Below are 26,325 nucleotides of genomic sequence, written 5' to 3'. Positions count from 1 at the left end.
ACTATTATGTAGCAAAAAAAGAAAAATCCGCCAACGGATTTTAATTGTAATAATTACTAACTGAATCCATACTATCGCATTTACTCTCGTTTGTAAATAGTATTTTTTACGATTAACCGAATCTAATCTTGAATAATAACTTTCGTGCCGACCGGAATATGTTTGAACAACCATTCTACGTCCTTATTCAGCATGCGGATGCAGCCGGAAGAAACGCTCTGACCTATGGAATAAGGCTTGTTCGTGCCGTGGATTCCGTAACGGAAACCGCCCGTATTAGGGACGCTGATGCCCAGCCAACGGGTACCAAGCGGATTTCTCTTGTCTCCTCCCGGGATTTGCTTTCTCATATACCACGGATACTTGATTTTGTTGGCGATGCGAAACTCCCCTTCCGGCGTCAAGTTTCCTTTTCCCGTAGCGACCGAGAACGTAAACGGCGCACTCTCATTCACATAGACAAACAACAGATGGCTCGATTTATCAATTACGATGCATATGTCTTCTTCGATGGGATAAGGTTCGTCGGCATGAGCGGTTTTCGGTGCCGCTGCTCCTGCAATCATGAGTGCAAACGCCGCCAAGCTGAGCATACGTCTTATGGTGAGCATCCTATTCAGCCTACTTTCGCTTAACATTTTGCCGCTGTCCGAAGCTTTGATTAGTATGGTTGTCCGGCGGCAAATTCATTCCGAAAAAAGCCTGCAAATGAAGATTAAGATAAACTTCAATGAAAATGCGAAGCGCAAAAAGCCCGCCATCCTTAGGGACGACAGGCTTGGGATATCACTATATGCGCTATGCTTACAGCTTGTTGAAAATATCGGTCAATTGCGGAACGATTTGCGATTTGCGGGATACAACGCCTTTCAAAGTCGCTTTGTTATCGACCAATTTCACGTTATATGCCTGCTCGACGGCTTGCACGGAACGACCCAGCGCCAAACCGATGGAATCGTTCTTCAAAATATCAGTGACGACAAACAGGAATAAGTCCAGGCCTTTTTCCGCGATAATACCGTTCAAAGCGTCCTCAAGCTCCGCTTGGCGGGACAGAACGTCGTTCGTATCCACGGCGTTGACTTGGGCGATTTCCACTTTGTAGCTGCCCATTTGGAACTCTTTGGCGTCGAGCGAAATCAATTGAGCGATCGTTTTGTCGCTCAGGTCTGCTCCGGCTTTCAGCATGTCAAGACCGTAAGCCTCGGCGTTTACACCGGCGATTTCAGCCAGTTCTTTGGCTGCGGCCACGTCTTCTGGCGTGCAAGTCGGCGATTTGAAAAGCAGCGAGTCCGAAATAATCGCGGACAGCATAAGACCGGCGATATTTTTGTCGATGGTGATGCCATTTTCTTTGTACATTTTATTTAAAATCGTCGCTGTGCATCCTACCGGCTCGGCGCGGTAGTACAGCGGACCGCTTGTTTCGAAGTTGGCGATGCGGTGATGGTCGATAACTTCGGCCACGCGAACTTGATCGATGTCCGAAACGCTTTGCTGCCGCTCATTGTGATCCACCAAAATGACGGTTTTCGTTTCGTTCGCAACCGTTTCCACCAAACGCGGCGCTTCAGCCTTGAACGTATCGAGCGCAAATTGGGTTTCGCCGTTAATGCTGCCCAGGCGCACAGCTTCGACTTGTTGGCCTAATTTCGTTTTCAGATCCGCGTAAGCGATAGCCGAACAAATCGTATCCGTGTCCGGATTTTTGTGGCCGAAAATAAGAATTTTTTCCATTCTAATGCTCCTTAATCGTTTTTGTTTTTAGGGTGAGAATCGTTATCTCTACATAGATTATAGCCGGATCGCATGTTACGTACAAGCTATTCCGTATTTTCCACTCGCTTTTAACGGCATAGGCTTATGAGTTACTGCTGCTTGCCGAGCCTTCTAATCCATATCTTCATACTGTTTTCGCTGTCCACATAAATGCGTTTGAGCTGAAAAGGGTCCTGATCCGGCGTCGTGCGCCCCTGCTTGATCGTAAACGCATAACGGTACCCCGAATCTTTCAAAATTTGCAGCGTCTGCTTGTTGAATTCTCCATACGGATAGCAGAACACGACAGGCTTGACCCCGAGGTGCTCCTCAATAAGCCTGCCCGCTTCCACAATCTCTTCTTTTTGCTTTTCGGCGGAAAGCCTCGGCAGATGCGGGTGCGTCATGCTGTGAGGCTGAATGTCCCAGCCTGCGGCCTGCATCGCTTTGGCCTGCTCCCAGTTCAGATAGCCGTCCTGGGAAACGGCGCCCGGCGACATAAACAGCGTAGCCGGAAAACCGTAACGCTCCAGCACAGGCATCGCCAGCGTATAATTATCGGCGTAGCCGTCGTCAAAAGTAAGCAGAACCGGCTTCGCGGGCGCAGCTTTTTTCTTTTCGAGGATGAGCATAAAATCCGCAAGGCTAAGCGGCGTAAAACCGTGCTCATGCAAGTATTCCATTTGCAAAGCCAGCTCCTTCTGGGGAAGCACCAGCGAATTGCCGGGTTCGTCGCCGATGCTGTGATAATTCAGCACGGGAATGGACACAGGGCGTGAATCGCTTTCCGCCCGTTCCGTGGCGGCGGCCGCGCTCTGTACCGAGTACACGCTTGCCGCGACGGACGCCGGAGCAGGGCTGGCCGCGAGTACGGCCGGCGTCTCACTCGGCGCCGGCTCGTTCCAGCCCGCCTCAACTATCGTTGAGGCGCTTTCCTGCCGGGGCTGCTCGTCCGCAATCGGAGGTGCCTGCAACTGGGGTGCATCGGCAGCAGTTCCGTCCGTATGCGAGCGTCCGGGCTCAATCAGCCGATAGAGGCCGATCACGGCGATAACGATGATTGCAGCAATTGCTGCCGCGTAGGTTTTCTTCATAGGACTCCTCCGGGATAGTACCATTTGTTATGTTTAATCCTATCCACAGAACTATGAAAATATGTCCCGACCCGCACGCGGCGGCCACCAAAACGCAAGCGCCTTGGCTGGCGCGGCGGGCAAATCTCAAGCGCCTCCGCTGACGCGGCGCGTAAAAACTCAAGCGCCTCCGCTGACGCGGCGCGTAAAAACTCAAGCGCCCCCGCTGACGCGGCGCGCAATAACTCAAGCGCCTCCGCTGACGCGGCGCGCAATAACCCAAGCGCCTCCGCTGACGCGGCGCGCAATAACCCAAGCGCCTCCGCTGACGCGCCGCGCGAAAAGCCTGCAATTGTGCAGGCTTTTCCGCGTAAAACCTTGCTCAAACCCACCGTAAGCGGAAATTCCTGCACTTTTGCAGGCTTTCCCCTAAAACGGGCCGCTTACGAAGAAAAAGCCTGCACTTTCGCAGGTTTTGCCAGCCGCATGCAGTTCCCCCAGCTGCCAAGCCGTTCCGGCCAGCACGAGCCATCTCCGGCGGCTCGCCCGCCCCCCCCCGATGGCTGTGGTGTTTGGGCAATACCGCAGAAAAGCCTCCAACAGATGGAGGCTTGTGGTTTAGGCTCTATTTGGTCCGTGCGTTCCGCATCGCATTGACGAGTTGAGTCTTGCCGTCCGAAGCTTCGGCGAACTTTTGATACGCTTCGGATTCCATTGCATGGAGGGCGATTTTTCCCTCTCTGTTGTAATGGATTCCCCAACCGTATTTTTTGGCCAAAGTGGACGTCCGCAGGCAGGGATGCGGCTTTTGAAACAATTCCGCGCGAATTTCGTCGCCCCGGGCTTCCAACTGCTCCGGCGAAATGTTTTTGTGGCGGATATGAATTTCAAAAATCAAATCGTTTTGGGTGTATTCGTACGGATGCTGCGAAAGAAGCTCGTATTGAATGACGTGAATCGGTTTGTTTTCCTTGGCGCTTACAGGAATTTCGCTGTGTTCGGCGGCGCTGTCGGGTGAAACCAAAACAAACGTATCGAGGTAGCTCATATCAGTTCGGCCTTCACCTGCTCGATTCCGTCCCACATGTTGCCTTCCCGATCAAAAATGATGGAAATGGGAGCGCTGCAGTTCTTTTCCCGCAAAATCGCCAGCATACGGCCGAACTCTTCCCGGTCCAGTTCCCCGCCCGGGCCATAAACCGGCTTGGCGTGAATCGAGTGAGCGATGGGCGCGCCGTAGGCAATTCCGCGTTCTTTCTCCTCGGCGGCCAAATTTCCGAAATCGACGATTGTCGTAAATCCGCTGCCTAAATCCGTCATCAGTTGGGACCAGCTATCAACCGTGGAGGTCAGCTCCCGGAAATTTTCCGTTACGACGGCGATACCCCGGGCAGCGGCATACGCTTGCAAAATCCGCAAGCCCTCTGCGCTTCGGGCGTGAGCTTCACTGTCGCCGGGAGGCTGTTCGCCAGCGACGATGCGGATGGCAGCAGCGCCCGCCGTGGAAGCCGCATCGATCCATTGCTGCAAATAAGCGATGTCCGCCTCTCTACGAGCGGCATCCGGCGATGAAATATCGCCGTAGTCCACGAGCAAAGTATGGAATTTAACGTCCGCTGCGGCCAAAGCCGCCTTCAGCCGCTCTAAATAGTCCCTTTCCCTGGTAGGAAAATGGAAATGGCAAATTTCCACGAACCGGAATCCGCGGGCGGCCAGTTCCTTGGGTAGATCGAGCAGCTCCCATTCGGTCGGCTGGCTCTGCTCCGCAACGGCCGGCTGTTTCAGCGCATCGTCCCAAACCGTCCAGCGCAAAGGCCCCAAACAGCGATGCAGACTCCAAGTGCTTATCGAAAGCTTATTTTCAAACATCATCCACGCTCCTCATCTCAAAATAATGCTGCACAAAAAAATATTCCACATTTATCCAAAAATTCCTTCTGCCTTGTCCGTCGGATATTTAAACCTGATGGGCATTCGACAATAACCGTCAAATTCTCCCCATTTACAGCGGGAAGCCGTTTGTTCATAATGAAAGTGGATTCCCATCTTTTTTCCAAGGAGTGATAGGATGTCGAACAAAATTTTAATTTTAACCGGCGACGCCGCTGAAGTGCTGGAAGTTTATTATCCTTTTTTTCGTCTTCAAGAAGCCGGCTATGATGCCGTTATCGCATCGCCTGCAAAAAAAGTTCTGCGCACCGTCGTCCACGATTTCGTAGAAGGCTGGGAAACGTACACCGAGAAGCCCGGACACCTGCTGCCTTCCCATATCGCCTTCACAGACGTGGAACCTGCTGAATACGACGGCCTGATCATTCCGGGCGGACGAGCTCCGGAGTACATTCGCTCCGATGAAAACGTGCCGCGGATTTTGCGTCATTTTTTTGAAGCTGACAAGCCGATCGGCGCCATCTGCCATGCCGCCCAAATATTTACGGCTTTAAAGGACAACAGCCTTTTCGAAGGCCGTACCATCGCCGCATATACCGCCTGCCGCCTGGACGTAGAGCAGCTTGGTGCCAAATATGCGGAAAACCCGCTTCACGTGGACGGCAAGCTGGTCAGCGGTCATGCCTGGCCGGATTTGCCCGGCTTTATGCGCGAGTTTCTGAAGCTGCTCTCCTAAGCTAAGGCACAAACGGCGGGCTGCCGATCGGCGGCCCCTTTGCCGGGCAGCAGCGTTCAGACGTCGCCTCCCCGCAAATCCCTTACCTGTCCATTAACGGCGTAGCCGGCTCCAGCCAGTTCCATTCATTGTTTTGCACGAACATGCTGACCGCCTGCGACATACTGATTCCGCAGTCGTAAAACACCGACATCATGTCCAAATACGCCTTCAATTTTCCCCGGGTCGGCTCCTTGAGCAAATCGTTCGTCTTCTGCACAAACTGCTCCGGCTTCGTCTCCGCCGCCTCGACCGCCCGCATGAGTGATTTGTGGCACGGAAACAGCTGCCGATTGTAAGCGAGTACAATTCGCCCCGCCGAAAGCGCCACCTGGCTGAGCGATTGCGTCAACAAATACGCATTGTCCTGCTCCCAGGCTTTCACAGCAAAATAGTTGCCGTAAAGCAGCAGCTGTGCGTAAAAATCTTTCAAATTCGCCTCACGGCGCTCTTCCGGAAAAACCGGAATCCGGTCCAGCAGTTGCTGAAGATCGGGAATTGTCGAATACGCCGCATAAGCCCCCTGAAAAGACGCCCGGGTCGGCTCGCTGCCTTTCTCCGCAGCTTTGACCAGAAAATCGTAACAAATGATTTTGCCGTCGATGTAGCCGCCGGGGTAATCGCATACATCCTGATTAAAATAAGACAAGTTCTGCTCAGCGCTCCTGCGCTCGAACTCTTTGTCGGTAACGACCAGATACGCGTCGATATCCGAATCGTCCCTCGCGATTCCTTTTGCTACGGAACCCGCAATAATAATCGCGCGAAAGTTCGTGTCCTGCTGCAAGAAACGAACGAAATTGTTGATCGACCTCTGATGGTGCTCTTTCACGGCCCGCCCCCCATTTTCTCTGTTAAATCGAAACTTGAACGATTTTTTTCGGAGCTATCGGATTGTCCCTCGGGTAACCCAGCGAAGCATTGACGAACCTGCATTGATGCAGCACATAATCCATTCTCCGGTGAATGTGGCCAAAACACCACGTTTTATCGGCAATCCGGTCGAAGTAAGGAGCGCCGTCGAAATAATAAAAGCTTGTCGACAAATCAAGCTCCCTGCCATCGGGCACCCGGCTCCAATCGGGTGATATGTGGGTGACGACGACCTGCGCGCCCGCTACGACCTCGTCCAGCTTCGCTTTTTCCCTCTCGAACATGTCGAGCGTATGGCGCGGCTTGCCGCGAATGAGCGCATAGTCGTTGGAAACGGACTGCCATTCGATAAACAACCGGTTGGAATCCGCCTGCAAAATCTGCATGCCATACTGCAAATCGTACCACATCCCGCAGCCGCCAAACGCAATTCCGTCCAGCTCAACAATTTGGCCGTCCAAATATACTACACCGGGCAGTTGGCTTGCGAGCAGCATCATTTCATTTGCCCGATCCATGGAGTCGTAGCGCCCGCTGCTTGCCAGCATCGCCTTTTCCAAATAATAATCGTGATTTCCCATAACGAGCGCAATGTTCGGATAATGCTCTTTCATGAGCTTCAAAAAAATGTAGTTCTGTTTGTTGCTGTGACCGAGGTCGCCTGCGATAACCAACGTGTTGGAACACGTTTCAGGAAGGAGCTGCAGGACCAGTTTCTTAATCGCATTCCGCAATTTCCAGACGCTTCCGGTCTCTTTGATCCAAAAGTCCAGATGAATATCAGAAATAAGATCGAAGCGCTTCATCATGTCCTACCTGCCTTTCAGTCCAGAAGCTCTTTCTTTTTCTATTATAATGCAATTAGCCGTCAGCAGGCTCGAAGAAAAATTCAAAAATCCCACGGGCGTACCGCAACGAATCCGCAGGTTATTTCTTCCAATCAGCCGCCAGCATGCCATAGACTGCATGGTCGATGTAACGATCCTCGATCAGCTCCGCCTGCCGGATGGTGCCTTCGCACATAAAACCGAGCCTCTCCGGAATGGCTCTGCTTTTATCATTCATCACTCCCGCCCTGATCTCGACGCGGTTCAATTGCAATTCGCGCAAAGCATAGTCAACCAGCGACGAGCATGCTCTCGTCATAATGCCGCGACCCTGATATTCTCCGCCTAGCCAATAACCGATGGAAGTATGCCTGTTTTTCCAATCGATTTTATTTAGCCCGATACATCCCGCGATTGTACCCTTGTAAAAAATCCCGCAATGGAAGCCGTTGTTTTCGGCAAACTGCTGCAAAGCTTGAGAAATAAATTGTTTGATAGGCTCGGGATTATCCGTCTCCTTTACCCAAGGCAGCCATTTGCCCAGGTAAGCCCGATTTCGGTCAAGCAGTGCATACAGATCGTCCGCATATCTCATTTCCAGTATTTTCAGCTCGGTATCTTCCGCTACTTTATAACTAAACATCAAGACGCTCCTCCCTTACTTTAATTTTCTTGGACTGCACCCTATTACCATAATATGGTACGAGCGCCATTTCAGCAATCAAAAAAAGACAGCCCGGCCTTCTCGAATGGCTGCTGTCCTCTTCATCGTTTTTTACTGGGCTGCGCTTCTTATTTCCGCCAATCTGGCCGCACGCTGCTCCTTGCTCAACTTCGGGCACGTATAGCAATAAATTTCTTTCCCTGTGCGGTAATACAAACAACACGCGGTTTTAAGCGGCATCTGCTTTTGCGGATCCGTCGAATGCTCGACCATCTTGTCGGTCACATTAAACGGATTGCGCTTGCGTCCGAATACGGCGGGCTCCAAACCTTTTTGCAAAAATTCGAGATCTTCGTGCACGCGTTCCCGAATCGAGCTATCTTCCACTTCGCTCAACATATGGTCCAAAAAGTAAGCGCGCCCGTTCGACAGTTGACCCCATAACTGTGCGATAGGGACGGAAACCGTATCCGCCATTTGCTCCATAATCGGTCTCAGCGTCGTTCCGTACAAAGCGGTCAGCACTTCTTTTCTCCAGATGTGGCGTTCTTCAAGGTTCACGGGTCCGTCTTGTACGACCCATTGTTTCAGTCGGAAACCGAAGAAATGATAGCCGTTTTTGTACAAAAGCTGAATTTGCAAGTTGCCGGGAGACAAATCCAGAGATTGATTGCAAATTGAAATGGCCGATTGCTGGGCAAAAATCAAGTACCGCAGCGCACCGCCGGTATACGTTGCGGCAGCAGCCGGCTCCAGCGCCTGAATGAGCGGCGCATATGTTTGCATCAGCCGTTCCATAGACTCTTTTTGCGCAAGCTCGTCTGATTGGAAGGACAGTACTTCTTGCTCCGCATCTGTTACATGAAAATGAAAACGCTGTGTCAGCTTATATAAGTCCAATTGTGCAGCCTGCATAGTTCCTCCCTTTGCATCCGGTTGCATTAGATGCCAGGTTAATGATAATGATAATCATTATAAGGATTTGCAAAGCCGCTGTCAATCTTTAGTAGTTGACAGCGCGCATATCGCAAGCGGCTCAATCCGGTATTGCCGCATTTGCATAAAATAGTGTAAGATCATGAATGGAACTCCTTACATAAATAGAAAGTATGTGAACGCTCGGCATGAACAGCATGAACTTGAATGTCAAAATCGTAATCAGCAGTCTTTTTTTAATGGCGGTTTATTTGATCTCCGCGAAATTTTCCATCCTGCATATGCTCTTCTATCCTACGCTGGGCGCATTCAGCTTCTTGTTTTCTTCGCGCAAGCTCACGCGCAAAGAGGCGCTCTCCATGCTCGCAGGCGCCACAGCCGCCTCCGCAATCGGCGTCGGGATGTACGAAATTTACGACGGCCCCGTAACGATATTCATTGCCGCTCTGCTGGTGATGAGGATGATTTTGTTTTTCAAGCTTAACGCACCACCGATTATCGCGATCAGCTTGATTCCTTTTTTCAGCCATCCGTCCAATCCCTGGATTTCGCCGGTTTTTACGCTAGTTTCGCTAAGCGGCCTTTTCCTTACGCTAGGCATTTCGGACCGGATCGTGCAGTACGCAAGCGCTCACCCACTATTCGTTACATTGTGGAGCAAACTTAAATTCTCGACTGAATCGCAAAGCGAATCCGCTTGAAAAACAAAAACCCGCACCTCTGCCGAATGCAGAAATGCGGGTTTCTTTTGTTTACCAGAGCGCCGGTTTGGCGACCATAAACCACATCATCGTTAAAGTAATGATGACGTACACGATCAGCGACCGCCGCAGCTTGGATACCAGAGCGGTCCGGTTCTCGTGCGGAGCTTTCAGCTGCCGGATGATCGGCGAGAACGCCCGGGCTATAAAATACAGGGAAGCTACCATAATAAGCACCGTCATCACGATCCACGACGTATTCCAGGTCCAGGACGTAATCCAGGTCAGCAGAATGCCGCTGCCGACAAGCGCATGACCCGCATGCTTGGTCAATCGAACGGTAATGCGGAAAGGCTCCAGAAAGTCGTCCAGCCTCTCAAACGGCGCTTTTTCGATTTTTGCCAATAGCGGAAACAGTACAAAGTAAGGGCCGATGCTCAAAATGGCGCTGAAAATATGTACATATAACAGTAACACATACCAGGACATCAGCCATCATCCAATCCAAGTGATATCCGGCAAGTTATTGCGCGGCTTGAAATTCATGTACCCAAACCTTCATATGCGGCAGCCAAGGCATCCCCGGGTGAATGGAAAGAATGCTTTCTTTATAGGCATCGACGGTCGGATACCCTTCCGCTTGCGCATCCGTGTCCGTCAGCTCGCCGAGCGATTGCCGGTATACGCCCGTCACGACAAAAGTTTTCCCCTGCAGCTCCATCTCTTCGCCGATATCCGCATAGCGTCCGTTCCGTCTGCACGCTGTTTTTTCTCCGGCCAACACTTTGGCGACTTCCTCTTCTTTGGTAACCAGACGGTCGACTGAGCATGTTTTTGGCGGTAAAGTTTCGTTCATTGCTGTTTGCTCCTTTTTGATCGATTATTCCTTACTTTCTGCGCCGCGCTTCGCTTCTATTCCCGCAGCGCTTCCTTCAATTTCGTCGACATGCTGTCCATGGACCCGGCCTGGGTCCGCTTGCCGCTGCGCAGTTTGGCAGCCTCTTGTTTCAGCTTGGTGTGCTCATCCATCAACTGCCGGATATCTTCGATCAGCGCACGTCTCATCGGCTCATCCAGCTCCGCTCCGTCATGCAGCAGGCTCATCGCGGTCCGAAGACGGTCGTACAGGGTTAACGCCGGCTCCGTCATGCCGTACCGATGCAGTACAAGCGGCCCGATTCTTCCCAAATTTCGCCAGGCTGCAACGAAACGAGTCCGATCTGCTCCGCAGGAAGCTTCACATTAGGTGCATTTACAAGGTTCATTTGCGGCTCTGGACAGAAAAAGCCTTCCGTCGCTCCGTTGTTCCAAATCATCCACTGCTTGTAGGTCGTGCCGACATCATAAACAAGCTTAACGTTAGCGCGGTTATCCGTCAATTCCATGCGGTTACTGCCATTTTGGGCTTCCGTCGTGTAGTGATTGTCCATAGGCGCGTAAAATGGCGATAGGCCGCCCTGCTTCATCCGTTCTTCCTCGGCCGTCAAGGCCTGGAATTCGCCGGTAGGCAGCATTCTTTCGTTCAACTGCCAGCGTTTGCCGATCGTCAGCTTGAACGTGTAGTCCGCTGCGCTGCTGTCCGGCGCAAAAGGCGCATTGATCGCCGTATGAAAAGCGAGCAAGCAAGGCATCGCATCGTTACCGTCGTTGCGCACCATAACGTGCTGATGAAGCCCGTTTTCACCCAGCGTATAAGTAAGCCGGATTGTAAATTCATGAGGCAAATAACGGTATACGAAATGTCCTTCTCTGACTTTTAAGAACAGCGTAACGCGGCTTTCGTTATGATCTGCCGCATATTTTTCGACTTCCCATGGAATGTAATGCACGAACCCGTGCAAATGATTGCCTGTCGCCGCTTCGTTGACCGGGAACTCGTACACTTTGCCATTCCAGGGAAACTTGCCGTCTTCGTAGCGGTTCGGCGGAAACAGCACCGGAATGCCGTGAATGCCTGGTCTTGCCTTAAAAGCTTCCATTTCCTCCAAAGCCGGCTCATGCAAAAAACGGTACTGCTTTTCCGTATCTCTAAAAGCAATCAGATTGGCTCCGATTTGCGGCAGCGCCGCCGCCTCGTAACGTCCCGCTTTTAACCAGATAGCCTGTTCGCCTTGATAAGTTCCTTCGTAAGCTTGCGGTTGGATATTCATATTCTCCTCCTGACTAATACTGACTCCAAACTAATATAAGTTTACCGATTTCATTGTGCAAGTCAATGTTAAAGTGGAAGAAAAGCCCAAAGTGCGGCTGCAGCTCTGGGCTTTCGTTCTTATTTATGCTTCCACGCGATGTCGTTCCAGCGCAGTTCGTTGCGGAATGTTAGAGGTGACGTGTTTTTGTTGATGATTACGACCTCGATTCCGGCCATTTCCGCCCAATCCACAAGCTGCTCGGTCGTTACCGTGTAGGAGAACACGGTATGATGCGCTCCGCCTGCGTAAATCCATGCTTCCGCCGATTCGCTTAGCGAAGGCTGCGGTTTCCAGAGCACGCGGGCTACAGGAAGCTTCGGCATCGATTTCGTCACATTCACCGCGTCCACTTCGTTGATCAGCAGGCGGAATCGGTTGCCCATGTCGATGATCGAGGCATTCAGCGCAGCTCCGCTTCTGCCGTTAAAAACGAGACGCGCCGGATCGGCTTTGCCGCCGATGCCGAGCGGATGCACTTGGATCGAAGGACGATTATCCGCGATCGTCGGACAAATCTCCAGCATGTGAGCGCCAAGCACAAGCTCATTGCCCGGTTCCATATGGTAGGTGTAGTCTTCCATGAAGGAAGTGCCTTTGTTGTCGGCGATGATTTTCATAATGCGCGTCAATGCGGACGTCTTCCAGTCGCCCTCGCCGCCGAAGCCATAACCCTGCTCCATCAGGCGCTGTACGGCAAGTCCTGGCAGCTGCTTCAGACCGTGCAGGTCTTCGAAGCTGGTCGTAAACGCGCCGAAGCCGCCCTCTTGCAAAAATGCTTTCATCCCCAGCTCGATCCGTGCCTGCTCGCGAATCGCGTCGCGCACAGGTCCGGCGGAGCGGCCTTCCGGCGTTATGTCGTACAGCTCGTTGTACTCATCCATCAGCCGATCGATTTCAGCCTCGGAAATGTCATTGACGCGCTGCACGAGATCTCCGACGCCATATCCGTTAATCGACCAGCCGAACTTGATTTGCGCTTCCACCTTGTCGCCTTCGGTTACAGCTACTTCACGCATGTTGTCGCCGAAGCGGGCCACTTTCAGGTTGCGGCCTGCGATGAAAGCCGCAGCCGTACGCATCCATCCGGCAATCCGGCTGATGACGGCCGGGTCTTCCCAGTAGCCGACAACGACTTTGCGGGCAATGCCGAGCCGCGCGCCGATAAATCCGTACTCACGGTCGCCGTGGGCCGCCTGGTTCAGGTTCATGAAGTCCATGTCGATCGTTTCCCAAGGAATGTCGCGGTTAAATTGGGTATGCAGGTGAAGCAGCGGTTTGCGCAGCTCCGTTAGGCCCGCGATCCACATTTTAGCCGGGGAAAACGTATGCATCCAGGTAATGATCCCCGCGCATGTATCGTCCGAATTCGCTTCGATGCAAAGTCTGCGGATCGCATCGGGAGTCGTCAGCACAGGCTTGAAAACGAGCTTGTTAGGAATAGAAGGATTTTGATCGATGCCTTGAGTAATTTGTTGAGAATGAGCATCTACTTCTTTTAACGTTTCCGGCCCGTACAAATGTTGACTGCCTGTCACAAACCAGAACACTTTTTCCGAAACTTGCAGCATAGTTACGCCTCCTAAATGGTTATAAAAGTGTATGAAAAATTAACTGCGGGCTTCTTCCCGGATGGCGCGCAGACGCTTCATCACGTCGTTCTCGCCACGGCCGAAATAGTCGTGAAGCTGGCTGTACTCCTGATACAACCGCTCATAGACAGCTACGTTCTCCGGAATCGGCTTGAACGTTTCCTTGCGCACGCGGGCCATCTTTTGCGCTGCGTCGACGATGCTGTCGTAGCCGCCTTTGGCGGAGCCCGCCGCCACGGCGCCGAACATCGCTGCGCCCAGTGCAGGCGTTTGCTTGGAGTCGGCGATTTTGATCTCGCGGTTCGTCACGTCCGCATAAATTTGCATAAGCAGACGGTTTTTTTGCGGCAGACCGCCGCAGGCGTACAGCTCTTGAACTTCGACGCCGTTATTATGGAAAGCGTCGACGATTTTGCGCGTGCCGAAAGCGGTTGCCTCGAGCAGCGTGCGGTAAATCTCCTCCGGCTTCGTCAGCAGCGTATAGCCCAGGATCAGACCGTTGAGCTCCGTGTCGACGAGCACCGAACGGTTGCCGTTCCACCAGTCCAGCGCCAGCAGCCCGGTCTCGCCCGGCTTGTAAGCGGATGCACGGCGCTCCAGCCATTCGTGTACGTTGATGCCTTCCCCGTTGGCCGCCTCCTGTACGTAAGCGGGCACACCCTGTTCCACGTACCAGGCAAAAATGTCGCCTACCGCCGATTGGCCGGCCTCATACCCGAGATAGCCCGGAATGATACCGTCTTCCACGACGCCGCACATGCCTTCGACCTGCTTCTCTTCCGTGCCGAGCAGCATATGGCAGATCGAAGTGCCCATCGCCATGACCAGCTTGCCCGGCGTCACTACGCCCACGCCCGGAACGGCCGCATGCGCGTCCACGTTGCCGACCGCGATCGCGGTTCCCGGCTTCAGCCCCATCAGCACGGCCATCGTTTCCGTAAGCTCTCCGGCTTTCGTGCCCAGCGCCACCACATCGCCGCGCAGCTTCGTTTCGGTCACATTTTCCAAACGGGGGTCCAGCGCTTTAAAAAATTCTTTGCTCGGATATCCTTCCTGTTTGTGCCAAATGGATTTGTAACCGGCCGTGCAGCTGTTGCGCATAATTTGGCCTGTCATCTGGGAGACGACCCAATCGGTAGCTTCCAGGAAGCGGTCGGTCTGTTCGTAAATGTCGGGGGCTTCGTTAAGAATTTGCCATACTTTGGCAATCATCCACTCGGATGAAATTTTACCGCCGTAGCGCGGAAGAAAAGCCTCTCCCCTGGCTTCGGCAATTTCGTTGATCAAATTGGCTTCATCCTGTGCAGCGTGATGCTTCCACAGCTTCACCCATGCATGCGGATTGTTCTTCAGCTCCGGCTTCAAGCAAAGCGGAACTCCCTGCTCGTCAACAGGCAGCATCGTGCATGCCGTAAAATCGATGCCAAGACCGATCACGTCGGCAGGATCGACGCCGGACGCTTTCATCACGGCCGGAACGGACCGCTTGAGCACTTCAATATAGTCCGCCGGATGCTGCAGCGCCCAATCGTACTCCAGCTTGACGCCGGACTCCGGAAGCTGCTCGTCGATCACATTGTGCGGATAAGGCGTTACATGGTCCGCAACCTCGGTTCCGTCGGACAGATTGACCAGCACAGCGCGGCCTGACTCCGTACCGTAGTCGACACCGATTGCATACTTCGTAGACATGGTTAGATCCTCCTTAGCGTACATGTTCATACAAGCTAAATTTTTCTATATTCAGTATAGCACTTGTACGTACAAGTTGACTAGATGCAAAATCAAATTTTTGCCGTCGACTCTCTGACGATGAGCTCCGGCTTATAAATTTTGCCCGGAGTTCTGCCTCTTTCCTGCTTATGCTCGATCATGCCGATCAGCAGCTCCGCCGCGTCGGCGCCCAAGTCCGTCTTGGGATGCGTGAGCGTCGTAAGCTTGACTTCGGTAGCGGTAGCCAGCGTCGAATCGTCAAAGCCGACCAGGGAAATGTCCTGAGGAACTTGAAACCCGGATGTACGTACAGCTTCAAGCAAATGCACGGCCAGCTCATCGTTATAGCATACAAAAGCCGTCGGCTTCCCTTCCCCCTGAGCCAGCATCGCGACCGCCTGCTCGTAAGGCTTGTGCTTCTTCTCTTCGGTCGTGTAGTGCACGACCAGATCCGGCGAAAGCGCGAGGCCGTAGCTGTTGTGGGCGCGTATGAACCCCTTCAGCCGGTTGGCTCCTTGCAAATCGTCGGTTTTGAAAAAACCGGCGATACGCCGGTGCCCCAGCTCGATCAAATGCTGCGCGGCCAGGAAGCCGCCCTCTTCATCGTCCACCTTCATGCACGGGCAGTTCATTTCGGCGTACCGCTCGTTGATCATCAAATACGGAATTTCATGATAATCGAGAGACAAATAATAGCTCAGGTTCGGATTGCCTTCCGCGCTCTTCGTCGGCTCGATGATCAACCCGCTGAGCGGCTGGCTCATCATCATGTTCAAGCTCTCTTTTTCCTTCTCCTTGTCGTTATCCGTGCTGGACAGGAGCAGCCTGTACCCTTTGCTGCGCAAAGCGGCTTCGGCTCCGCGCACGATGTGCGGAAAAATGTAGTCGGATATATATGTCGTCACGATGCCGATCGTCTGCACATCGCGGCCCTTTTGCGTTTGCGGAGTGGAAACGAACGTGCCCTTTCCCTGCACGCGGTACAGCCAACCCTCCTGCTCCAGTTCGCCGAATGTTTGCCGCACCGTCTGCCTGCTCATTTGAAATTGCTCGGCAATTTCATTCTCGGAAGGCATCTGGTCGTTCGGTTTGAGCTTGCCGGCATGCAGCCAGGATAAAATTTCCTGCTTGAGCTGCAAATACTTGGGCATCTGTTTTTCTTTCATGTTTCACCTCGGGAGTATCGTTCTGAACGTATTATAGCATTCGCCCAACTTGTATGTACATATTCTTGGCAAAAGAGCCCCTTAAGCCGCTGCGCATTGTCGGGATGGATGGAAAATCATGTCCGCGGCCACTTTATCCAGGCATCGTCCCAAGAAGAGAACCGAGAGCCGTGAGCGCCAATGCCCGCTGGAAAAAATGCAGGTTTTTCCGCCGAGAGGGCCGTTTCCATCGAAAAAGCCTGCACTTTCGCAGGCTTTTGCCAACGTCCGCCAAACCGCTTGCACCCACGCAGGCTCATGGCGGTGAAGTGCACCCGCTCCACTCGGCGCAGCAAATTCCAAAAACGCAAGCGCTTCGATGGCACGGTGAGCGAAAAAGCCTGCGAAAGTGCAGGTTTTTGCTCGCCGCTACCGCCTGCAGCGAAATATTCCTGCAAATGTGCAGGCTTTTCTACCGATACGCAGGGCTCAGGCCGTTTTGAGCCGAAATTCCTGCACAATCGCAGGTTTTTCCGCCAAGCGGGCCGTTTCCATCGAAAAAGCCTGCGCTTTCGCAGGCTTTTGCCAGCGTCCGCCAAACCGCTTGCACCCGCGCAGGCTCATGGCGGCGAAACCACCCGCTCCACTCGACGCAGCAAATTCCAAGAACGCAAGCGCTTCGCTGGCGCGGCGAGCGAAAAGCCCGCAAAAACGCAGCTTTTTGCTCGTCGATACGCCTGTACAACTAGGTTTTCTTCGTGGCCAGCGATCAAGGACGCGAATTCATGTGTTTTTGCAGGTTTTCTTCGTGCAGCCAGACAGATTGGGGTTATCGCCTCTGACGCGGGGGGTAGGTTTTCAACAGCCTTTTCCATCGAAACGGCTCGTTAACAGCAACAGCCATAGTCGGAAAAAGCCTCAGACTATCGGCAGTCCTTCATTATTCAAACTTCCTTCGATAATGCGATAAAGCAAGCAGTGGAAAAATATACCGGTAACTATGATAATGGATATAAAACGTTCCTCCCATACCTTGGCCTTTTGGATAGTCGGTGCTCCAATCCTCTTTCTTAAGGGAATCCAGCAGATATGCTATTCCTTTGTGGATGGCTGCAGTGGGCCGGTCAGCAATTGTTATCAAGGCATCCAGCGCCCAAGCCGTATCCGTCAGCGTGCTTGTCTTTAACGGAACGTAGGTCGTTTGAATGTCGCTTTGGCACGACTCGCCCCATCCGCCGTCCGTATTCTGAATACTCGTCAGCCATGCCGCCGCTTTTTGCATGCTTGGATGGTTTTTCGATATGCCCACCGCTTTTAAACCTGTAAGCGCACCCCATGTACCGTATATATAACAAATTCCCCAGCGCCCGTACCACGAACCATCCTTCCGCTGATTGCTGAACAGCCAATTTACAGCATTCCTGATAATTGGATGGTTGGAGGGATGGTTCGTATAGTTCCCGAAAAATTCAAGCGTCCTCCCGGTCAAGTCCGCACATGATGGATCCGCCAGCAAAAACCGGCCCTTTTCAAGCGGGATAAATTCCAACAGCTTGGAATCGGCATTTTTTTCAAAAGCAGGCCATCCGCCATTATCGTTTTGCATCGACAACAGCCAGCGGACGCCCCTTTCCCAGGCAGTTGGATTTTGCTGCGAAATTCTGTGTATGGACCTTAGCGAGGCAGTCGTGTCATCCACATCCGGATTCATCGTATTCACATCGGAAAAACCCCAGCCGCCCGGCAAGCTGTTGGGATTATGTACGGCCCAGTCGCCAAAACGGGTCTGCTGGCGGCTCAGTAAATAGTTGTTTGCCCTCGCCACCATAGGATCTTTGGGCGAAACTCCCGCTGCCTGAAGCGTATAACCGATTAACGAAGTATTCCACACATTTGCCGTTGTATATTGCATATGAGGATGGCCCTTAATTTCGCATTTCATTGCCCGAATCCCCCGGACGGCCTTGGTAATGACCGGATCCGTTCTTTTGTACCCCATGGAAAGCAGGGCAAAAATCATCAGAAAGGTACTGCTGTAATAACTATAAAAAGTTCCGTCACTTTCCAAATGGTCCAGCATATATGTTTTGGCTCGCTCAAAGGCTAGCTGATGCAGTTCACTCGGGATGCCGAGCAATCTTTTGACTCCGTCCTGAATAAAGGAGAGCAGCGAACGCCATTCGCTTGAGCGAATCCATTGGTCCTCATCATCGCGAATCAATTTCAAATCAGACAGGTCGGGAGCATTTGCTGTTTGAACGGAAAACTTACGATCAGCCAGGATCATAATCGGAGTCAGATTGGCCCTGCCGAAAACAGACAAAGAAAAGAAATTGATCGGGAAGCTGAGCGGGAGCAAAATCATTTCAATTGGCAGAGGGGTAGCGGACGGCCATTTATATTGCCCGGTCAGCGCCAGCATTATTTTCGTAAACATACTCACTTCCGATAAACCGCCATTGGCGAGAATAAACTTTCTGGCAGCGCTAAGACGCTCGTCATCTTTGCTGTAGAATCCGGAAAAAAGCAGCGCATAATAGGCCTCTACAGTGGTGGTTACATTCCCTTCTCCCTCATCATAAAAAAGCTTCCATGCCCCATTTTTCTGCTGTTTACTTAAAATCCTTTGGCAAAGCCCTGCAATTAATTCATTATCATTAATCTCTAAAGTCCGCAATAAAATAATCGTAAAAGCATCGGTAGAAATCCCCGTGTCAAACGGATAAGCCCACGAACCATCGGGAGATTGGTCTTTTCGAAGTGTTTGAATAATCCACTCCATCCCTTTCACAGTATCCATCATTCCAGCCCTCCTTCCTCCCGTAAAAGCATCTTTAGGCTATACATATTCGGTTCTGCTCTAGAGAATTCGTAAGGGAGGGAAGCTGCTTTCTTTTTCACAAGAAACCGCCCCAAAACACCTCTTGAAACGATTCGCGAGGAATTAAAGAAAAGAGAGAAACATTCCCATGCCATTTCAAATGAGTTATCGCTTTCAGAGAACAAACTTTTGAACAATGTTAGATTGATTACCCAAAGCCACAACCTTAATAATGTGACTAGAACAAAAGCCTATCTCGAGTTTTATCTCCGGCATCCTGAAATCCATTGGGCATTTTTAGGCCATATGGTATCACGGAACGGCGGATGGAATATGACCGATCTCAAGGGAGAATATTTAACCAAATTGCTCACAAAAAAGGAGCAGGAATCGTTTTTCCATTTTTTAGAACGCGGCAACTGGCTGATTTTCCAAGATGTATACCCGCAATTTCTACTTTACGATGAAAGTTTAAAGCAAAATAAACCATTGTTTTATCTGCTGCCTCAACTGAATGTTTCTATTTTTATGGAAACGATTTGGAACTATTTTTGGAGAGCCCGAGATACGTATATTGTTTGTATAGCGTTAGTTATCAATGAACAAAGCTACTTGGAACAGAGGGTCATTCAAAATCCCTATTATCAAAATGAAATATTAGACAAAATCAAATTTCATCTTCAGGATTGGCTGTCATTTAATCAAATTCTGTTTCCTTCGGAAGGTGAGAATGTAAAGGGGCGGACACTTCACCATTTCCAGTCTCTTCATGAGCGAATTTTGCTTGGGAAAAGGCTATATGCCGTTTTGTTTGCAAATAAGGATTTTAATAGGCAGGCCCTGGATTGGGCGAAACGGCATCCGCATACCGGATCAAGGAAGGATTACTGGCCGCATTTATTCAATGATGTAAATGAAGGCGCACCGGGAATTACTTATCCATTTAGGTTAAGATCGTGCCGTCTCCGCGAGGGAGCAAGGAGAATATACAGTCCAAGACTTGAGTATGCCTGGAAAAATGTCAGCCAGCCGGAAGCGGAACCGGGGGATTGGTTTCAAGATATAGGCGTGGCGGATTATTTAAAGGATGATATTGAAATGACGGACGGAGAGATTAAGGGTGAATACTGTAAAACATTGGAACGGCTTGAAGTTGCTGCGCTCGCCAAAAAAACGATTAGCTTTTTGGAATCAAGATAGTTTAACATGCGCAATGCTCGCATCAATGCTTGGTACGTACTCCGATCTCTATTTTGTCGGCAAAGGGCTGTATCAGTTTCCTCACAGGCTGCTGCCGGAAATTTTTTCGATTAATATCATCTTCACTCTAATCGGATTGCCTATATGGACGATGGTTTTTTTGTACTCTCTTTCCAACATGGATCGATGGACGAGGGCAGGTATGGTCCTGTTTGTCAGCTTGCTAATGCCATTTTTGGAAATGATAGCAGAGCGGCTAGGGTTGTTTCTTCATTCAGTTAAGTGGATGCATGTATACAGCTTCTTCGGTTATTTACTGTTTCTAACGTTAATTTCAGGGGTTTATTTTGGGTTAAAAAAGGAAGCGGATAAGCGCGGATAGCAAGCAGATTGAAGCACCCGACGCAAAAGGACCTCAAATTCCACTGCCAAGCGGAGAACGAGGTCCTTTCTTCAGGTAAAAATCCGGGCAAAGCGGGGCAGAAAATCAATTGACTTGTGGGGCAGCCCCTTTTTTCCTGGCTAAAATGGATTGGTAATCGAGTTTCATGTCATCCCCCATGGACAGCACTCGAAACCGGACGATGTCGAAAACTTCGCGTACTTTCTTTTGAATATGCTCATCCTCATAAAAAGCAAAAAAGCGCTGCGGCCGGTAGCTGTCCTCTTCCCAAATGCCTTCGCTTTCGCAGCCTCCGTACAAGCCCATGTACAAAATACCGTCCGGTTTCAGCACCCGTTCGATATTCCTCAGCACTTCAACCAGACTCGCCTTCGGCACATGCAGCAGGGCGTTCATCGTCCAAACCGCATCGAACGAAGCGGCAGGCAGATCAAGCCGGTAAAAATCCATCGCATACGCTTCGAGCTCTTTTTCCCGGCAAATGCGCACCATTTCCTCCGATAAATCGACGCAAACGACCTCACAGCCCCGCTCGCGCAAATAAACCGCCTGCTGCCCGGGACCGCTCCCCAAATCCAGCAGCTTCATACCGCGGCCTTCCGTCCGGAGTGTGGCGGCAAACTCGTCCATCTCCTCCGTTTTCCAAGCCTGCATGTCATTCGTATCCCTGTACCTGGCGTTATTGTCGTAAGTTTCTTTCAGTAGCTGTTTGACTTCCAAATCCACGGCCCGCAGCTCCCTTTAGTTTGAATTGAATCAATTGAAATAAAACCCGTTTCTCGTTATCGCTCAAATGCTCAACCAATCTGGCCGCGGCGGCAGGCAAAATCCACGCTTCAATCTCCTCCATGCTCCGTCCGGACAGCTTGAGATATTCGTGAATGTACGAAGCATAAAACCGCTTCTGAATAAACGCGATCAATGCGGCCATCGGCTTCGAGACGCCCTCGGGCACTTGGCCCGTGCGCAAAATGAGAGCCGTCCGCGCGGCGTCCGCCATCGTGTTTCCGCTCATTCCGGTCATCCAGTCCATCACCCATGTGCGCGTTCCGATCATGACATTGTCGGGATGCAGGTCGCCGTGGCACAGTCCTTCCCCGCCGCCAAGCGCATGCAGCCGCTCCACGATTTCCGATTTATCCGCGTCGTTCAACAAAGGCGCATGGCGAATCCGATGCTCCCACACTTCGCTCAGTTTGGGAAAATCCGCAGCTTGATGCCGATGAATCTCAACATGCAGCGAAGCTAAGCGGCGCGCCAGTTTGGAGCAGTTCCACGGCGTGCGGCCGATCGTTTCCAGCATCGTTCTCCCGGAGGCGCGCTCATAGCGGATGCCCTGCCGCCCATCTACATGTACCCGCTCCAGCGGTTCCGGGACAGGCAGCCCGAGCCGGAATACACGCAAGCTTGCCTCATACTCGCTTTCAACCAGATCAGGGGACTGATTCGGATAAAAAAGCTTTAGCACCGTCCGCTCGCTCTCTTCAAACACTTCCGCCGTTCTGCCAACGCCTAAGCGTTTACGTGTTTCTCCCGCCATAGCTGCCGACAGTCCTCTCTTCAAGTAGTCGCGATTCCATGCTAAGAAGATGCATTGGCAGCGTCAACAAGCTGATCGAACCACTCATCGTCTTCGAGCATTTCTTCCACAGCCGAAATATGTTCTTCACTGCCGGATTCGCCCTGAAAATGCAGCCCGTAGCCCCATTCTTTTCGATTGGTGCTGTACAGTGTAATCTCGTAAGGCAGCGGATGGCCTTCCACCCGAAAGGCAACTTGGCCGACGTACCCTTCCTCCTTGCTGTGACGCATACTTGCCCGCAAAATTTCAAACATGGACAACATCCTTTCCTCTATGTAAATTGATGCGGATATGTTTCGCAAAGCCATGACCAAATCGTGTGTGCCGTCTGCTGCAAATTGCTTTCCCCGTCCAGGACGAAAAGCGGATGGTCGCGAAAATAATCGGCATGACCGCCGGCAAGCCGAAGCGGCTTGACGAAAGCCGGCGCGTGCTTCCGGGGAGCCCAGCGCCAGCCGATGGCGCGGGCCGGGACCCACCCGCCCCACGTGCCGATCCGGGTCACCGGATCGGCGGCCCGGCCAGCCGTGCGGTCGCCGGCCGCGTATATATAAAGAACGCGCTGCCGCAAGTCCGCGGGGACGGCGCATTTGGGCGATCCGATCTGGATCACCCCGGCTATGCTCCGGCCCGCCCGCTCCAGGCGGGAGGCGGCGTGAACGGAGGCGACCCCGCCGCCGCTGTGTCCGATCAGAAGCAGCGGCTCATCGGGCGCCGAGTGCTCGCTTACGAAATCGCTCAAGCTTTTGCCTCCGTAAGCGGCGCTTTTTTGCCGGGCGCCATTCCAAAGATCGCTGGCGATTTCGTGCAGCTGCAGACGCCCTTTGCGGGACCAGTCCCCGTAAGGAAAAAAGACGCGCACCCGGCAGCTCCAACCCGACTGATGAAAACGGCCGGCAAGCTCCTCGGCGCATCCATGCAGGAAGTCCGGAGCGGTCGCATAACCGGCCGACAAATAAATCGAGATCCGTTTTGTCGCAGACCGGAATATCATGAGCGGGGTTTCGCCCTGTTCGTCGGCTGCGCGGCAAGCGGGTCGTCCGGCCAATAATGCTTCGGATAGCGTCCTTTCAAATCTTTTTTCACTTCAAAATAAGCGTTTTTCCAGAAGCTGGACAAATCCTTAGTCACCTGCACGGGCCGCTGCGCCGGCGAAAGCAGATGCAGCGTCAGCGCCACTTGCCCGCGGGCAATGCGCGGCGACTTCTCCAGTCCGAACAGCTCCTGGAGCCTGACCGACAAGGACGGCGCGCCGAGGTCGCTATAATCGACCGGAATACGGGAGCCGCTGGGTACCGTAATATGCGTAGGCGCCCATTCGTCAAGCTGCCTGCGCTGTTCCCAGGACAACATATCCTCCCAGATGGAGATAAGCTGCAGGCGCTGAAGATCGCTGCGACTTTTCAGCCCGTACAGATGCGGGCCGAGCCAGTCTTCCAGCGATTCCATCAGTGCGGGGTTGCTCAGATCGGGCCACGCGGCGTCAAACCGCTGCAAAAACATGACGCGCTGCTGAAACTGCCTCGCTGCGCGGGTCCAGGGAAGCATGTCCGTTTTTTCGCTTCTGATGCCGTGAAGCAGCGCTTTGAGCCGCTGTTCCGGTTCCGGCTCGTGGACAGGAGCTTCTTTGATCGTCAGCGCGCCGAGCCGGATGCGCTGCCTGGCTTTGACAGACTGGGAAGCGGAGTCCCAGAACACTTCCTGTTCCTTCTCCAACCGGTCGGCGAATGCGCCGGTCAACTCCTCTTCCGCCAGCGGAGCCGCCATATAGATGCGGCTCTCCGCGCCCTGATCGTCAAGCTCCGCGCAGGCGAGATAGCGCTCGTTCGAGAGCGCTTGAAGCTCGGTCAGCACGGCCCCGCGGCCGCTGCTGAGCAAAAAGCGCCCGGTCGACCGGAGCTGCGCGATCCGGTCGGGATAGGCGAATGCGAGCAGCAGCCCGCTCGCATCGGCCCTTTCCGCGCCGCTCGGGCGGATGCCGAGCTGGCGCTGCAGCGCCCTGGCCTCCGCCAGGATGCGGCGGGCCAGGGCCAAATCGAAGCCGCTTGCTTCGGCTTCGGCGTCCGTGCGCTGCTCCCTCCGGGCAGCGCTCCAAAGCGCCTCGATGCGGGTGCGCACATCCGCATCGCCGCCGGCGGCGCGCAGGAAGTCGCGCTCGCCGAGGATGGCCGCGAGCTCGCACGCCATTGCGCCGAGCCCGAGCGGCACGGCTTGCAGCACCATGTGCGCAAGCCTGGGGTGCAGCCCCAGCTCCGCGAGGTGTCGGCCGTGCGGCGTCAGGCTGCCGCCCTCGTGCAGCGCGCCCAGCTGCGCGAGCAGTTCCCGCGCCTGCCGGTACGCGGCGGCGGGCGGCGGGTCGAGCCAGCGCAGCTCGGCCGGCTCGGGCGCGCCCCAGGCCGCCAGCTCGAGCGCCAGCGGCGCGAGGTCCGCTTCGCGGATCTCGGGCGTGCCGCTCGGAGGCAGCTGGCGCTGCTCGTGCTCGGTCCACAGGCGGTAGCACACGCCCGGACCGAGCCTGCCTGCGCGGCCTCTGCGCTGGTCCGCCGAGGCTTGCGACACCGGCACCGTCGCGAGCCGGGTCATGCCGGTGCGCGGCGAGAAGCGCGGCACGCGCATGAGGCCGGAGTCGATCACGACGGCGACGCCCTCGACCGTCAAGCTGGTCTCCGCGATCGCGGTCGCCAGCACCACTTTTCTGCGGCCCAGCCGGCACGGGGCGAGCGCCTTATCCTGCGCCTCCAAGGGCATATTGCCGTAAAGCGGCGCAACGTCCACGGTTTTGTCCGCCATTTGCGCGGCCAGACCCGCTTGCACGCGGCGTATTTCCGCCGCTCCCGGCAAAAACACAAGAATGCTTCCTTCATGAGCCTGCAAAGCATGGATGACGTAGCGAACGACGTACGGTTCGATGCTGCCTCCGACTTTGCCGCTTGCATAATGGGTTTCCACGGGAAACGCCCTGCCCTCGCTGTGAATGATGGGCGCATGATCCAGCATATCCGCCACAGGCTCGGCCTCGAGCGTCGCGGACATGACTAGGATGCGCAAATCTTCGCGCAGCAAGCTTTGCGATTCCCGGCTCAGCGCGAGCCCCAAATCCGCATGCAGGCTTCGTTCGTGGAACTCGTCGAAAATGACCGCTCCGATCCCTTCCAGCGCCGGATCGGCTTGCAGCATCCGCGTAAGCACGCCTTCCGTGATGACTTCAATGCGGGTCTGCGGCCCTACTTTCGTTTCCATTTTTACGCGGAATCCGACGGTTTGTCCGACTTGTTCGCCCAGCTTGCCGGCCATATACCGGGCTGCCGCCCGCGCGGCGAGCCGGCGCGGCTCCAGCATGACGATTTTTTGCTCTCCGAGCCAAGGCTCGTTCAGAAGGGCGATAGGGACTTGCGTAGTCTTCCCGGCTCCCGGGGCCGCGATCAGCACGGCGCATGAGGAGGAGCGCAGCGCTTGTCTTAATTCCGGCAGTGCCGATTCGATGGGTAACGCTTGCATTCGTTTCACTCCGCTTTACTTAAGTTCGTACTTGTCGCCTTATTTTTACCGCTTTCACCGTTTTCATTGTTCCATGCGCCGGTCATCGTGTATACTGGATTAGACATATCCGTTCGTTAAAGGAGAAACAGAACATGAGTGTACATGAAGCGATAACCAGACATTCCACGAATCAGCATATGCATTTGGTCCAATTCGCCGCATTGGACGAGCAGCGCGAGCAGGCTATCGACGAGTGCGTCGAGCTGTGCAGGAACGGGCTCCCTTTTACGGTAGATCGCATCAACGCCATTACGGCGGCCATCGCTGCGCACGCCAAGCAGGGCATTTCCCCTCTGCGCTCATATGTAACCGAGCAAATGGTGCGCGATTACGCGAGCAAACTGTAAGGAGGAATTTTCGGGTGGGCGTACTAACTTTTATTTCCATGATTATTATCGGATCTGTATTCAGTGCCGGACTGCTGCTGATGTTCAAACAAAAGAAAGCTGCCGGAGCAGCCGTCATGCTGCTTTCCGTCGTATGCTATGTCGCTTATGTTTACATCGCGCATGCTTACTTTGTCTAGGGACAACTCTCCGTCATCCAAAAAGAACCGACTGCCGTTTGCGAGAGACGCAATCAACGGCGCGCCGAACCGATCGGCCGCTTGTTTTCCGCGCCATACCGCCCGGCTGCTCCGGTT

At 53.3% G+C, this 26,325-nt stretch carries 29 protein-coding genes; 7 read left to right on the top strand and 22 right to left on the bottom strand.

The genetic code is table 11. The annotated features are described in order from the left end of the window. Positions 1-122: 122 nt before the first annotated feature. The 5 genes from AC3G2T_RS18490 to AC3G2T_RS18470 all read right to left on the bottom strand — a co-directional run bounded on the left by AC3G2T_RS18490 (position 123) and on the right by AC3G2T_RS18470 (position 4,703). On the bottom strand, positions 123-611 hold the full coding sequence (locus AC3G2T_RS18490) for a L,D-transpeptidase (protein ID WP_474680713.1): 489 nt from the start codon (positions 609-611) through the stop codon (positions 123-125). Positions 612-804: 193 nt separating this feature from the next. Next, complete coding sequence (locus AC3G2T_RS18485) at positions 805-1,737, bottom strand: manganese-dependent inorganic pyrophosphatase (protein WP_488436466.1); 933 nt, start codon at positions 1,735-1,737, stop codon at positions 805-807. Positions 1,738-1,868: 131 nt separating this feature from the next. Continuing rightward, positions 1,869-2,852 (bottom strand): polysaccharide deacetylase family protein, encoded by a 984-nt coding sequence (locus tag AC3G2T_RS18480; RefSeq protein WP_488436465.1) that lies wholly within the window; start codon positions 2,850-2,852, stop codon positions 1,869-1,871. A 604-nt stretch (positions 2,853-3,456) separates the two neighbouring features. Further along, positions 3,457-3,879: a DUF6157 family protein gene (locus tag AC3G2T_RS18475; protein WP_474685671.1), complete on the bottom strand. Its 423-nt coding sequence runs from the start codon at positions 3,877-3,879 to the stop codon at positions 3,457-3,459. Next, entirely contained in the window at positions 3,876-4,703 is an 828-nt protein-coding gene (locus tag AC3G2T_RS18470) for a sugar phosphate isomerase/epimerase family protein (protein ID WP_488436464.1), read from the bottom strand. Before AC3G2T_RS18470 ends, AC3G2T_RS18475 begins: the two co-directional genes overlap by 4 nt. A 196-nt stretch (positions 4,704-4,899) precedes the next feature. Between AC3G2T_RS18470 and AC3G2T_RS18465 the strand changes: the two genes are divergently transcribed. Then, entirely contained in the window at positions 4,900-5,457 is a 558-nt protein-coding gene (locus AC3G2T_RS18465) for a DJ-1/PfpI family protein (RefSeq protein WP_488436463.1), read from the top strand. An 82-nt stretch (positions 5,458-5,539) separates the two neighbouring features. Here the strand turns inward: AC3G2T_RS18465 and AC3G2T_RS18460 are convergent, their stop codons facing one another. The 4 genes from AC3G2T_RS18460 to AC3G2T_RS18445 all read right to left on the bottom strand — a co-directional run bounded on the left by AC3G2T_RS18460 (position 5,540) and on the right by AC3G2T_RS18445 (position 8,775). Then, on the bottom strand, positions 5,540-6,328 hold the full coding sequence (locus tag AC3G2T_RS18460; protein ID WP_474685664.1) for a nucleotidyltransferase domain-containing protein: 789 nt from the start codon (positions 6,326-6,328) through the stop codon (positions 5,540-5,542). Between the two features lie 22 nt (positions 6,329-6,350). Continuing rightward, entirely contained in the window at positions 6,351-7,178 is an 828-nt protein-coding gene (locus tag AC3G2T_RS18455) for a metallophosphoesterase family protein (RefSeq protein WP_474685662.1), read from the bottom strand. A gap of 118 nt (positions 7,179-7,296) precedes the next feature. Then, positions 7,297-7,839 carry a GNAT family N-acetyltransferase gene (locus AC3G2T_RS18450; RefSeq protein WP_474685659.1) on the bottom strand — a complete coding sequence of 181 codons (543 nt, stop codon included), beginning with the start codon at positions 7,837-7,839 and terminating at the stop codon, positions 7,297-7,299. A 132-nt stretch (positions 7,840-7,971) separates the two neighbouring features. Further along, positions 7,972-8,775: a hypothetical protein gene (locus AC3G2T_RS18445; RefSeq protein WP_474685657.1), complete on the bottom strand. Its 804-nt coding sequence runs from the start codon at positions 8,773-8,775 to the stop codon at positions 7,972-7,974. 209 nt (positions 8,776-8,984) lie between these two features. Between AC3G2T_RS18445 and AC3G2T_RS18440 the strand changes: the two genes are divergently transcribed. Next, positions 8,985-9,497, top strand: a complete 513-nt coding sequence (locus AC3G2T_RS18440; RefSeq protein WP_474685655.1) for a hypothetical protein — start codon at positions 8,985-8,987, stop codon at positions 9,495-9,497. A 51-nt stretch (positions 9,498-9,548) separates the two neighbouring features. Here the strand turns inward: AC3G2T_RS18440 and AC3G2T_RS18435 are convergent, their stop codons facing one another. The 7 genes from AC3G2T_RS18435 to AC3G2T_RS18405 form a co-directional block, all read right to left on the bottom strand. Beyond that, a complete protein-coding gene (locus AC3G2T_RS18435; protein WP_474685653.1) occupies positions 9,549-9,986 on the bottom strand; it encodes a DUF2269 family protein in 438 nt (145 codons plus the stop codon). A 34-nt stretch (positions 9,987-10,020) separates the two neighbouring features. Then, entirely contained in the window at positions 10,021-10,353 is a 333-nt protein-coding gene (locus AC3G2T_RS18430) for an ASCH domain-containing protein (RefSeq protein ID WP_474685651.1), read from the bottom strand. A gap of 56 nt (positions 10,354-10,409) precedes the next feature. Further along, positions 10,410-10,685, bottom strand: a complete 276-nt coding sequence (locus AC3G2T_RS18425; RefSeq protein ID WP_488436462.1) for a hypothetical protein — start codon at positions 10,683-10,685, stop codon at positions 10,410-10,412. After that, positions 10,643-11,647 (bottom strand): aldose epimerase family protein, encoded by a 1,005-nt coding sequence (locus AC3G2T_RS18420; protein WP_488436461.1) that lies wholly within the window; start codon positions 11,645-11,647, stop codon positions 10,643-10,645. The genes AC3G2T_RS18425 and AC3G2T_RS18420 overlap by 43 nt, the downstream gene beginning before the upstream one ends. Positions 11,648-11,766: 119 nt before the next feature. Beyond that, entirely contained in the window at positions 11,767-13,257 is a 1,491-nt protein-coding gene (araA, locus tag AC3G2T_RS18415) for an L-arabinose isomerase (RefSeq protein WP_488436460.1), read from the bottom strand. Positions 13,258-13,296: 39 nt separating this feature from the next. After that, the gene (locus tag AC3G2T_RS18410) at positions 13,297-14,970 is read right to left on the bottom strand and encodes a ribulokinase (RefSeq protein ID WP_474685642.1); all 1,674 of its coding nucleotides are present in this window, start codon (positions 14,968-14,970) and stop codon (positions 13,297-13,299) included. Positions 14,971-15,062: 92 nt separating this feature from the next. Continuing rightward, positions 15,063-16,157: a substrate-binding domain-containing protein gene (locus AC3G2T_RS18405; protein ID WP_488436459.1), complete on the bottom strand. Its 1,095-nt coding sequence runs from the start codon at positions 16,155-16,157 to the stop codon at positions 15,063-15,065. A 180-nt stretch (positions 16,158-16,337) separates the two neighbouring features. Between AC3G2T_RS18405 and AC3G2T_RS18400 the strand changes: the two genes are divergently transcribed. Beyond that, positions 16,338-17,027: a hypothetical protein gene (locus AC3G2T_RS18400; protein WP_488436458.1), complete on the top strand. Its 690-nt coding sequence runs from the start codon at positions 16,338-16,340 to the stop codon at positions 17,025-17,027. Between the two features lie 49 nt (positions 17,028-17,076). On the opposite strand, the gene shc is transcribed toward AC3G2T_RS18400, so the two are convergent. Further along, positions 17,077-18,939, bottom strand: coding sequence for a squalene--hopene cyclase (shc, locus tag AC3G2T_RS18395; RefSeq protein ID WP_488436457.1), 1,863 nt, complete (start codon positions 18,937-18,939; stop codon positions 17,077-17,079). Positions 18,940-19,068: 129 nt separating this feature from the next. Between shc and AC3G2T_RS18390 the strand changes: the two genes are divergently transcribed. Further along, complete coding sequence (locus AC3G2T_RS18390) at positions 19,069-20,157, top strand: DUF2515 domain-containing protein (protein WP_488436558.1); 1,089 nt, start codon at positions 19,069-19,071, stop codon at positions 20,155-20,157. Continuing rightward, positions 20,078-20,539 (top strand): CBO0543 family protein, encoded by a 462-nt coding sequence (locus tag AC3G2T_RS18385; protein WP_488436456.1) that lies wholly within the window; start codon positions 20,078-20,080, stop codon positions 20,537-20,539. The genes AC3G2T_RS18390 and AC3G2T_RS18385 overlap by 80 nt, the downstream gene beginning before the upstream one ends. Before the next feature lie 105 nt (positions 20,540-20,644). Here AC3G2T_RS18385 and AC3G2T_RS18380 read toward each other — a convergent pair whose 3' ends face one another. From AC3G2T_RS18380 to hrpB, 5 genes are read right to left on the bottom strand one after another with little or no spacing between them, the layout of a single operon-like run. After that, a complete protein-coding gene (locus AC3G2T_RS18380; RefSeq protein WP_474685634.1) occupies positions 20,645-21,286 on the bottom strand; it encodes a class I SAM-dependent methyltransferase in 642 nt (213 codons plus the stop codon). Then, positions 21,240-22,124 (bottom strand): aminoglycoside phosphotransferase family protein, encoded by an 885-nt coding sequence (locus tag AC3G2T_RS18375; RefSeq protein WP_474685632.1) that lies wholly within the window; start codon positions 22,122-22,124, stop codon positions 21,240-21,242. Before AC3G2T_RS18375 ends, AC3G2T_RS18380 begins: the two co-directional genes overlap by 47 nt. A 17-nt stretch (positions 22,125-22,141) precedes the next feature. Further along, entirely contained in the window at positions 22,142-22,396 is a 255-nt protein-coding gene (locus AC3G2T_RS18370; RefSeq protein WP_474685630.1) for a hypothetical protein, read from the bottom strand. Positions 22,397-22,413: 17 nt separating this feature from the next. Next, positions 22,414-23,136 (bottom strand): lipase family protein, encoded by a 723-nt coding sequence (locus AC3G2T_RS18365; protein WP_474685628.1) that lies wholly within the window; start codon positions 23,134-23,136, stop codon positions 22,414-22,416. Next, the gene (gene hrpB, locus AC3G2T_RS18360; protein WP_488436455.1) at positions 23,133-25,640 is read right to left on the bottom strand and encodes an ATP-dependent helicase HrpB; all 2,508 of its coding nucleotides are present in this window, start codon (positions 25,638-25,640) and stop codon (positions 23,133-23,135) included. Before hrpB ends, AC3G2T_RS18365 begins: the two co-directional genes overlap by 4 nt. 134 nt (positions 25,641-25,774) lie before the next feature. Between hrpB and AC3G2T_RS18355 the strand changes: the two genes are divergently transcribed. Both AC3G2T_RS18355 and AC3G2T_RS18350 read left to right on the top strand, forming a co-directional pair. Further along, positions 25,775-26,029, top strand: a complete 255-nt coding sequence (locus AC3G2T_RS18355; protein ID WP_488436454.1) for a DUF2533 family protein — start codon at positions 25,775-25,777, stop codon at positions 26,027-26,029. A gap of 14 nt (positions 26,030-26,043) precedes the next feature. Then, a complete protein-coding gene (locus tag AC3G2T_RS18350; RefSeq protein ID WP_474685621.1) occupies positions 26,044-26,208 on the top strand; it encodes a hypothetical protein in 165 nt (54 codons plus the stop codon). The last annotated feature ends 117 nt before the right edge of the window (positions 26,209-26,325 follow it).

It is taken from the genome of Paenibacillus sp. sgz302191 (assembly GCF_057749925.1).
This window is presented reverse-complemented; position numbering and strand designations above follow the sequence as displayed.

Bases quoted from the DNA above. Each gene is read 5' to 3' on its own strand.
- AC3G2T_RS18490 (WP_474680713.1), bottom strand. From the start codon at position 611: ATGCTCACCATAAGACGTATGCTCAGCTTGGCGGCGTTTGCACTCATG.
- AC3G2T_RS18485 (WP_488436466.1), bottom strand. From the start codon at position 1,737: ATGGAAAAAATTCTTATTTTCGGCCACAAAAATCCGGACACGGATACG.
- AC3G2T_RS18480 (WP_488436465.1), bottom strand. From the start codon at position 2,852: ATGAAGAAAACCTACGCGGCAGCAATTGCTGCAATCATCGTTATCGCC.
- AC3G2T_RS18475 (WP_474685671.1), bottom strand. From the start codon at position 3,879: ATGAGCTACCTCGATACGTTTGTTTTGGTTTCACCCGACAGCGCCGCC.
- AC3G2T_RS18470 (WP_488436464.1), bottom strand. From the start codon at position 4,703: ATGATGTTTGAAAATAAGCTTTCGATAAGCACTTGGAGTCTGCATCGC.
- AC3G2T_RS18465 (WP_488436463.1), top strand. From the start codon at position 4,900: ATGTCGAACAAAATTTTAATTTTAACCGGCGACGCCGCTGAAGTGCTG.
- AC3G2T_RS18455 (WP_474685662.1), bottom strand. From the start codon at position 7,178: ATGATGAAGCGCTTCGATCTTATTTCTGATATTCATCTGGACTTTTGG.
- AC3G2T_RS18450 (WP_474685659.1), bottom strand. From the start codon at position 7,839: ATGTTTAGTTATAAAGTAGCGGAAGATACCGAGCTGAAAATACTGGAA.
- AC3G2T_RS18445 (WP_474685657.1), bottom strand. From the start codon at position 8,775: ATGCAGGCTGCACAATTGGACTTATATAAGCTGACACAGCGTTTTCAT.
- AC3G2T_RS18440 (WP_474685655.1), top strand. From the start codon at position 8,985: ATGAACAGCATGAACTTGAATGTCAAAATCGTAATCAGCAGTCTTTTT.
- AC3G2T_RS18435 (WP_474685653.1), bottom strand. From the start codon at position 9,986: ATGTCCTGGTATGTGTTACTGTTATATGTACATATTTTCAGCGCCATT.
- AC3G2T_RS18430 (WP_474685651.1), bottom strand. From the start codon at position 10,353: ATGAACGAAACTTTACCGCCAAAAACATGCTCAGTCGACCGTCTGGTT.
- AC3G2T_RS18420 (WP_488436461.1), bottom strand. From the start codon at position 11,647: ATGAATATCCAACCGCAAGCTTACGAAGGAACTTATCAAGGCGAACAG.
- araA (WP_488436460.1), bottom strand. From the start codon at position 13,257: ATGCTGCAAGTTTCGGAAAAAGTGTTCTGGTTTGTGACAGGCAGTCAA.
- AC3G2T_RS18410 (WP_474685642.1), bottom strand. From the start codon at position 14,970: ATGTCTACGAAGTATGCAATCGGTGTCGACTACGGTACGGAGTCAGGC.
- AC3G2T_RS18405 (WP_488436459.1), bottom strand. From the start codon at position 16,157: ATGAAAGAAAAACAGATGCCCAAGTATTTGCAGCTCAAGCAGGAAATT.
- AC3G2T_RS18400 (WP_488436458.1), top strand. From the start codon at position 16,338: ATGCCCGCTGGAAAAAATGCAGGTTTTTCCGCCGAGAGGGCCGTTTCC.
- shc (WP_488436457.1), bottom strand. From the start codon at position 18,939: ATGATGGATACTGTGAAAGGGATGGAGTGGATTATTCAAACACTTCGA.
- AC3G2T_RS18370 (WP_474685630.1), bottom strand. From the start codon at position 22,396: ATGTTTGAAATTTTGCGGGCAAGTATGCGTCACAGCAAGGAGGAAGGG.
- AC3G2T_RS18365 (WP_474685628.1), bottom strand. From the start codon at position 23,136: ATGATATTCCGGTCTGCGACAAAACGGATCTCGATTTATTTGTCGGCC.
- hrpB (WP_488436455.1), bottom strand. From the start codon at position 25,640: ATGCAAGCGTTACCCATCGAATCGGCACTGCCGGAATTAAGACAAGCG.
- AC3G2T_RS18355 (WP_488436454.1), top strand. From the start codon at position 25,775: ATGAGTGTACATGAAGCGATAACCAGACATTCCACGAATCAGCATATG.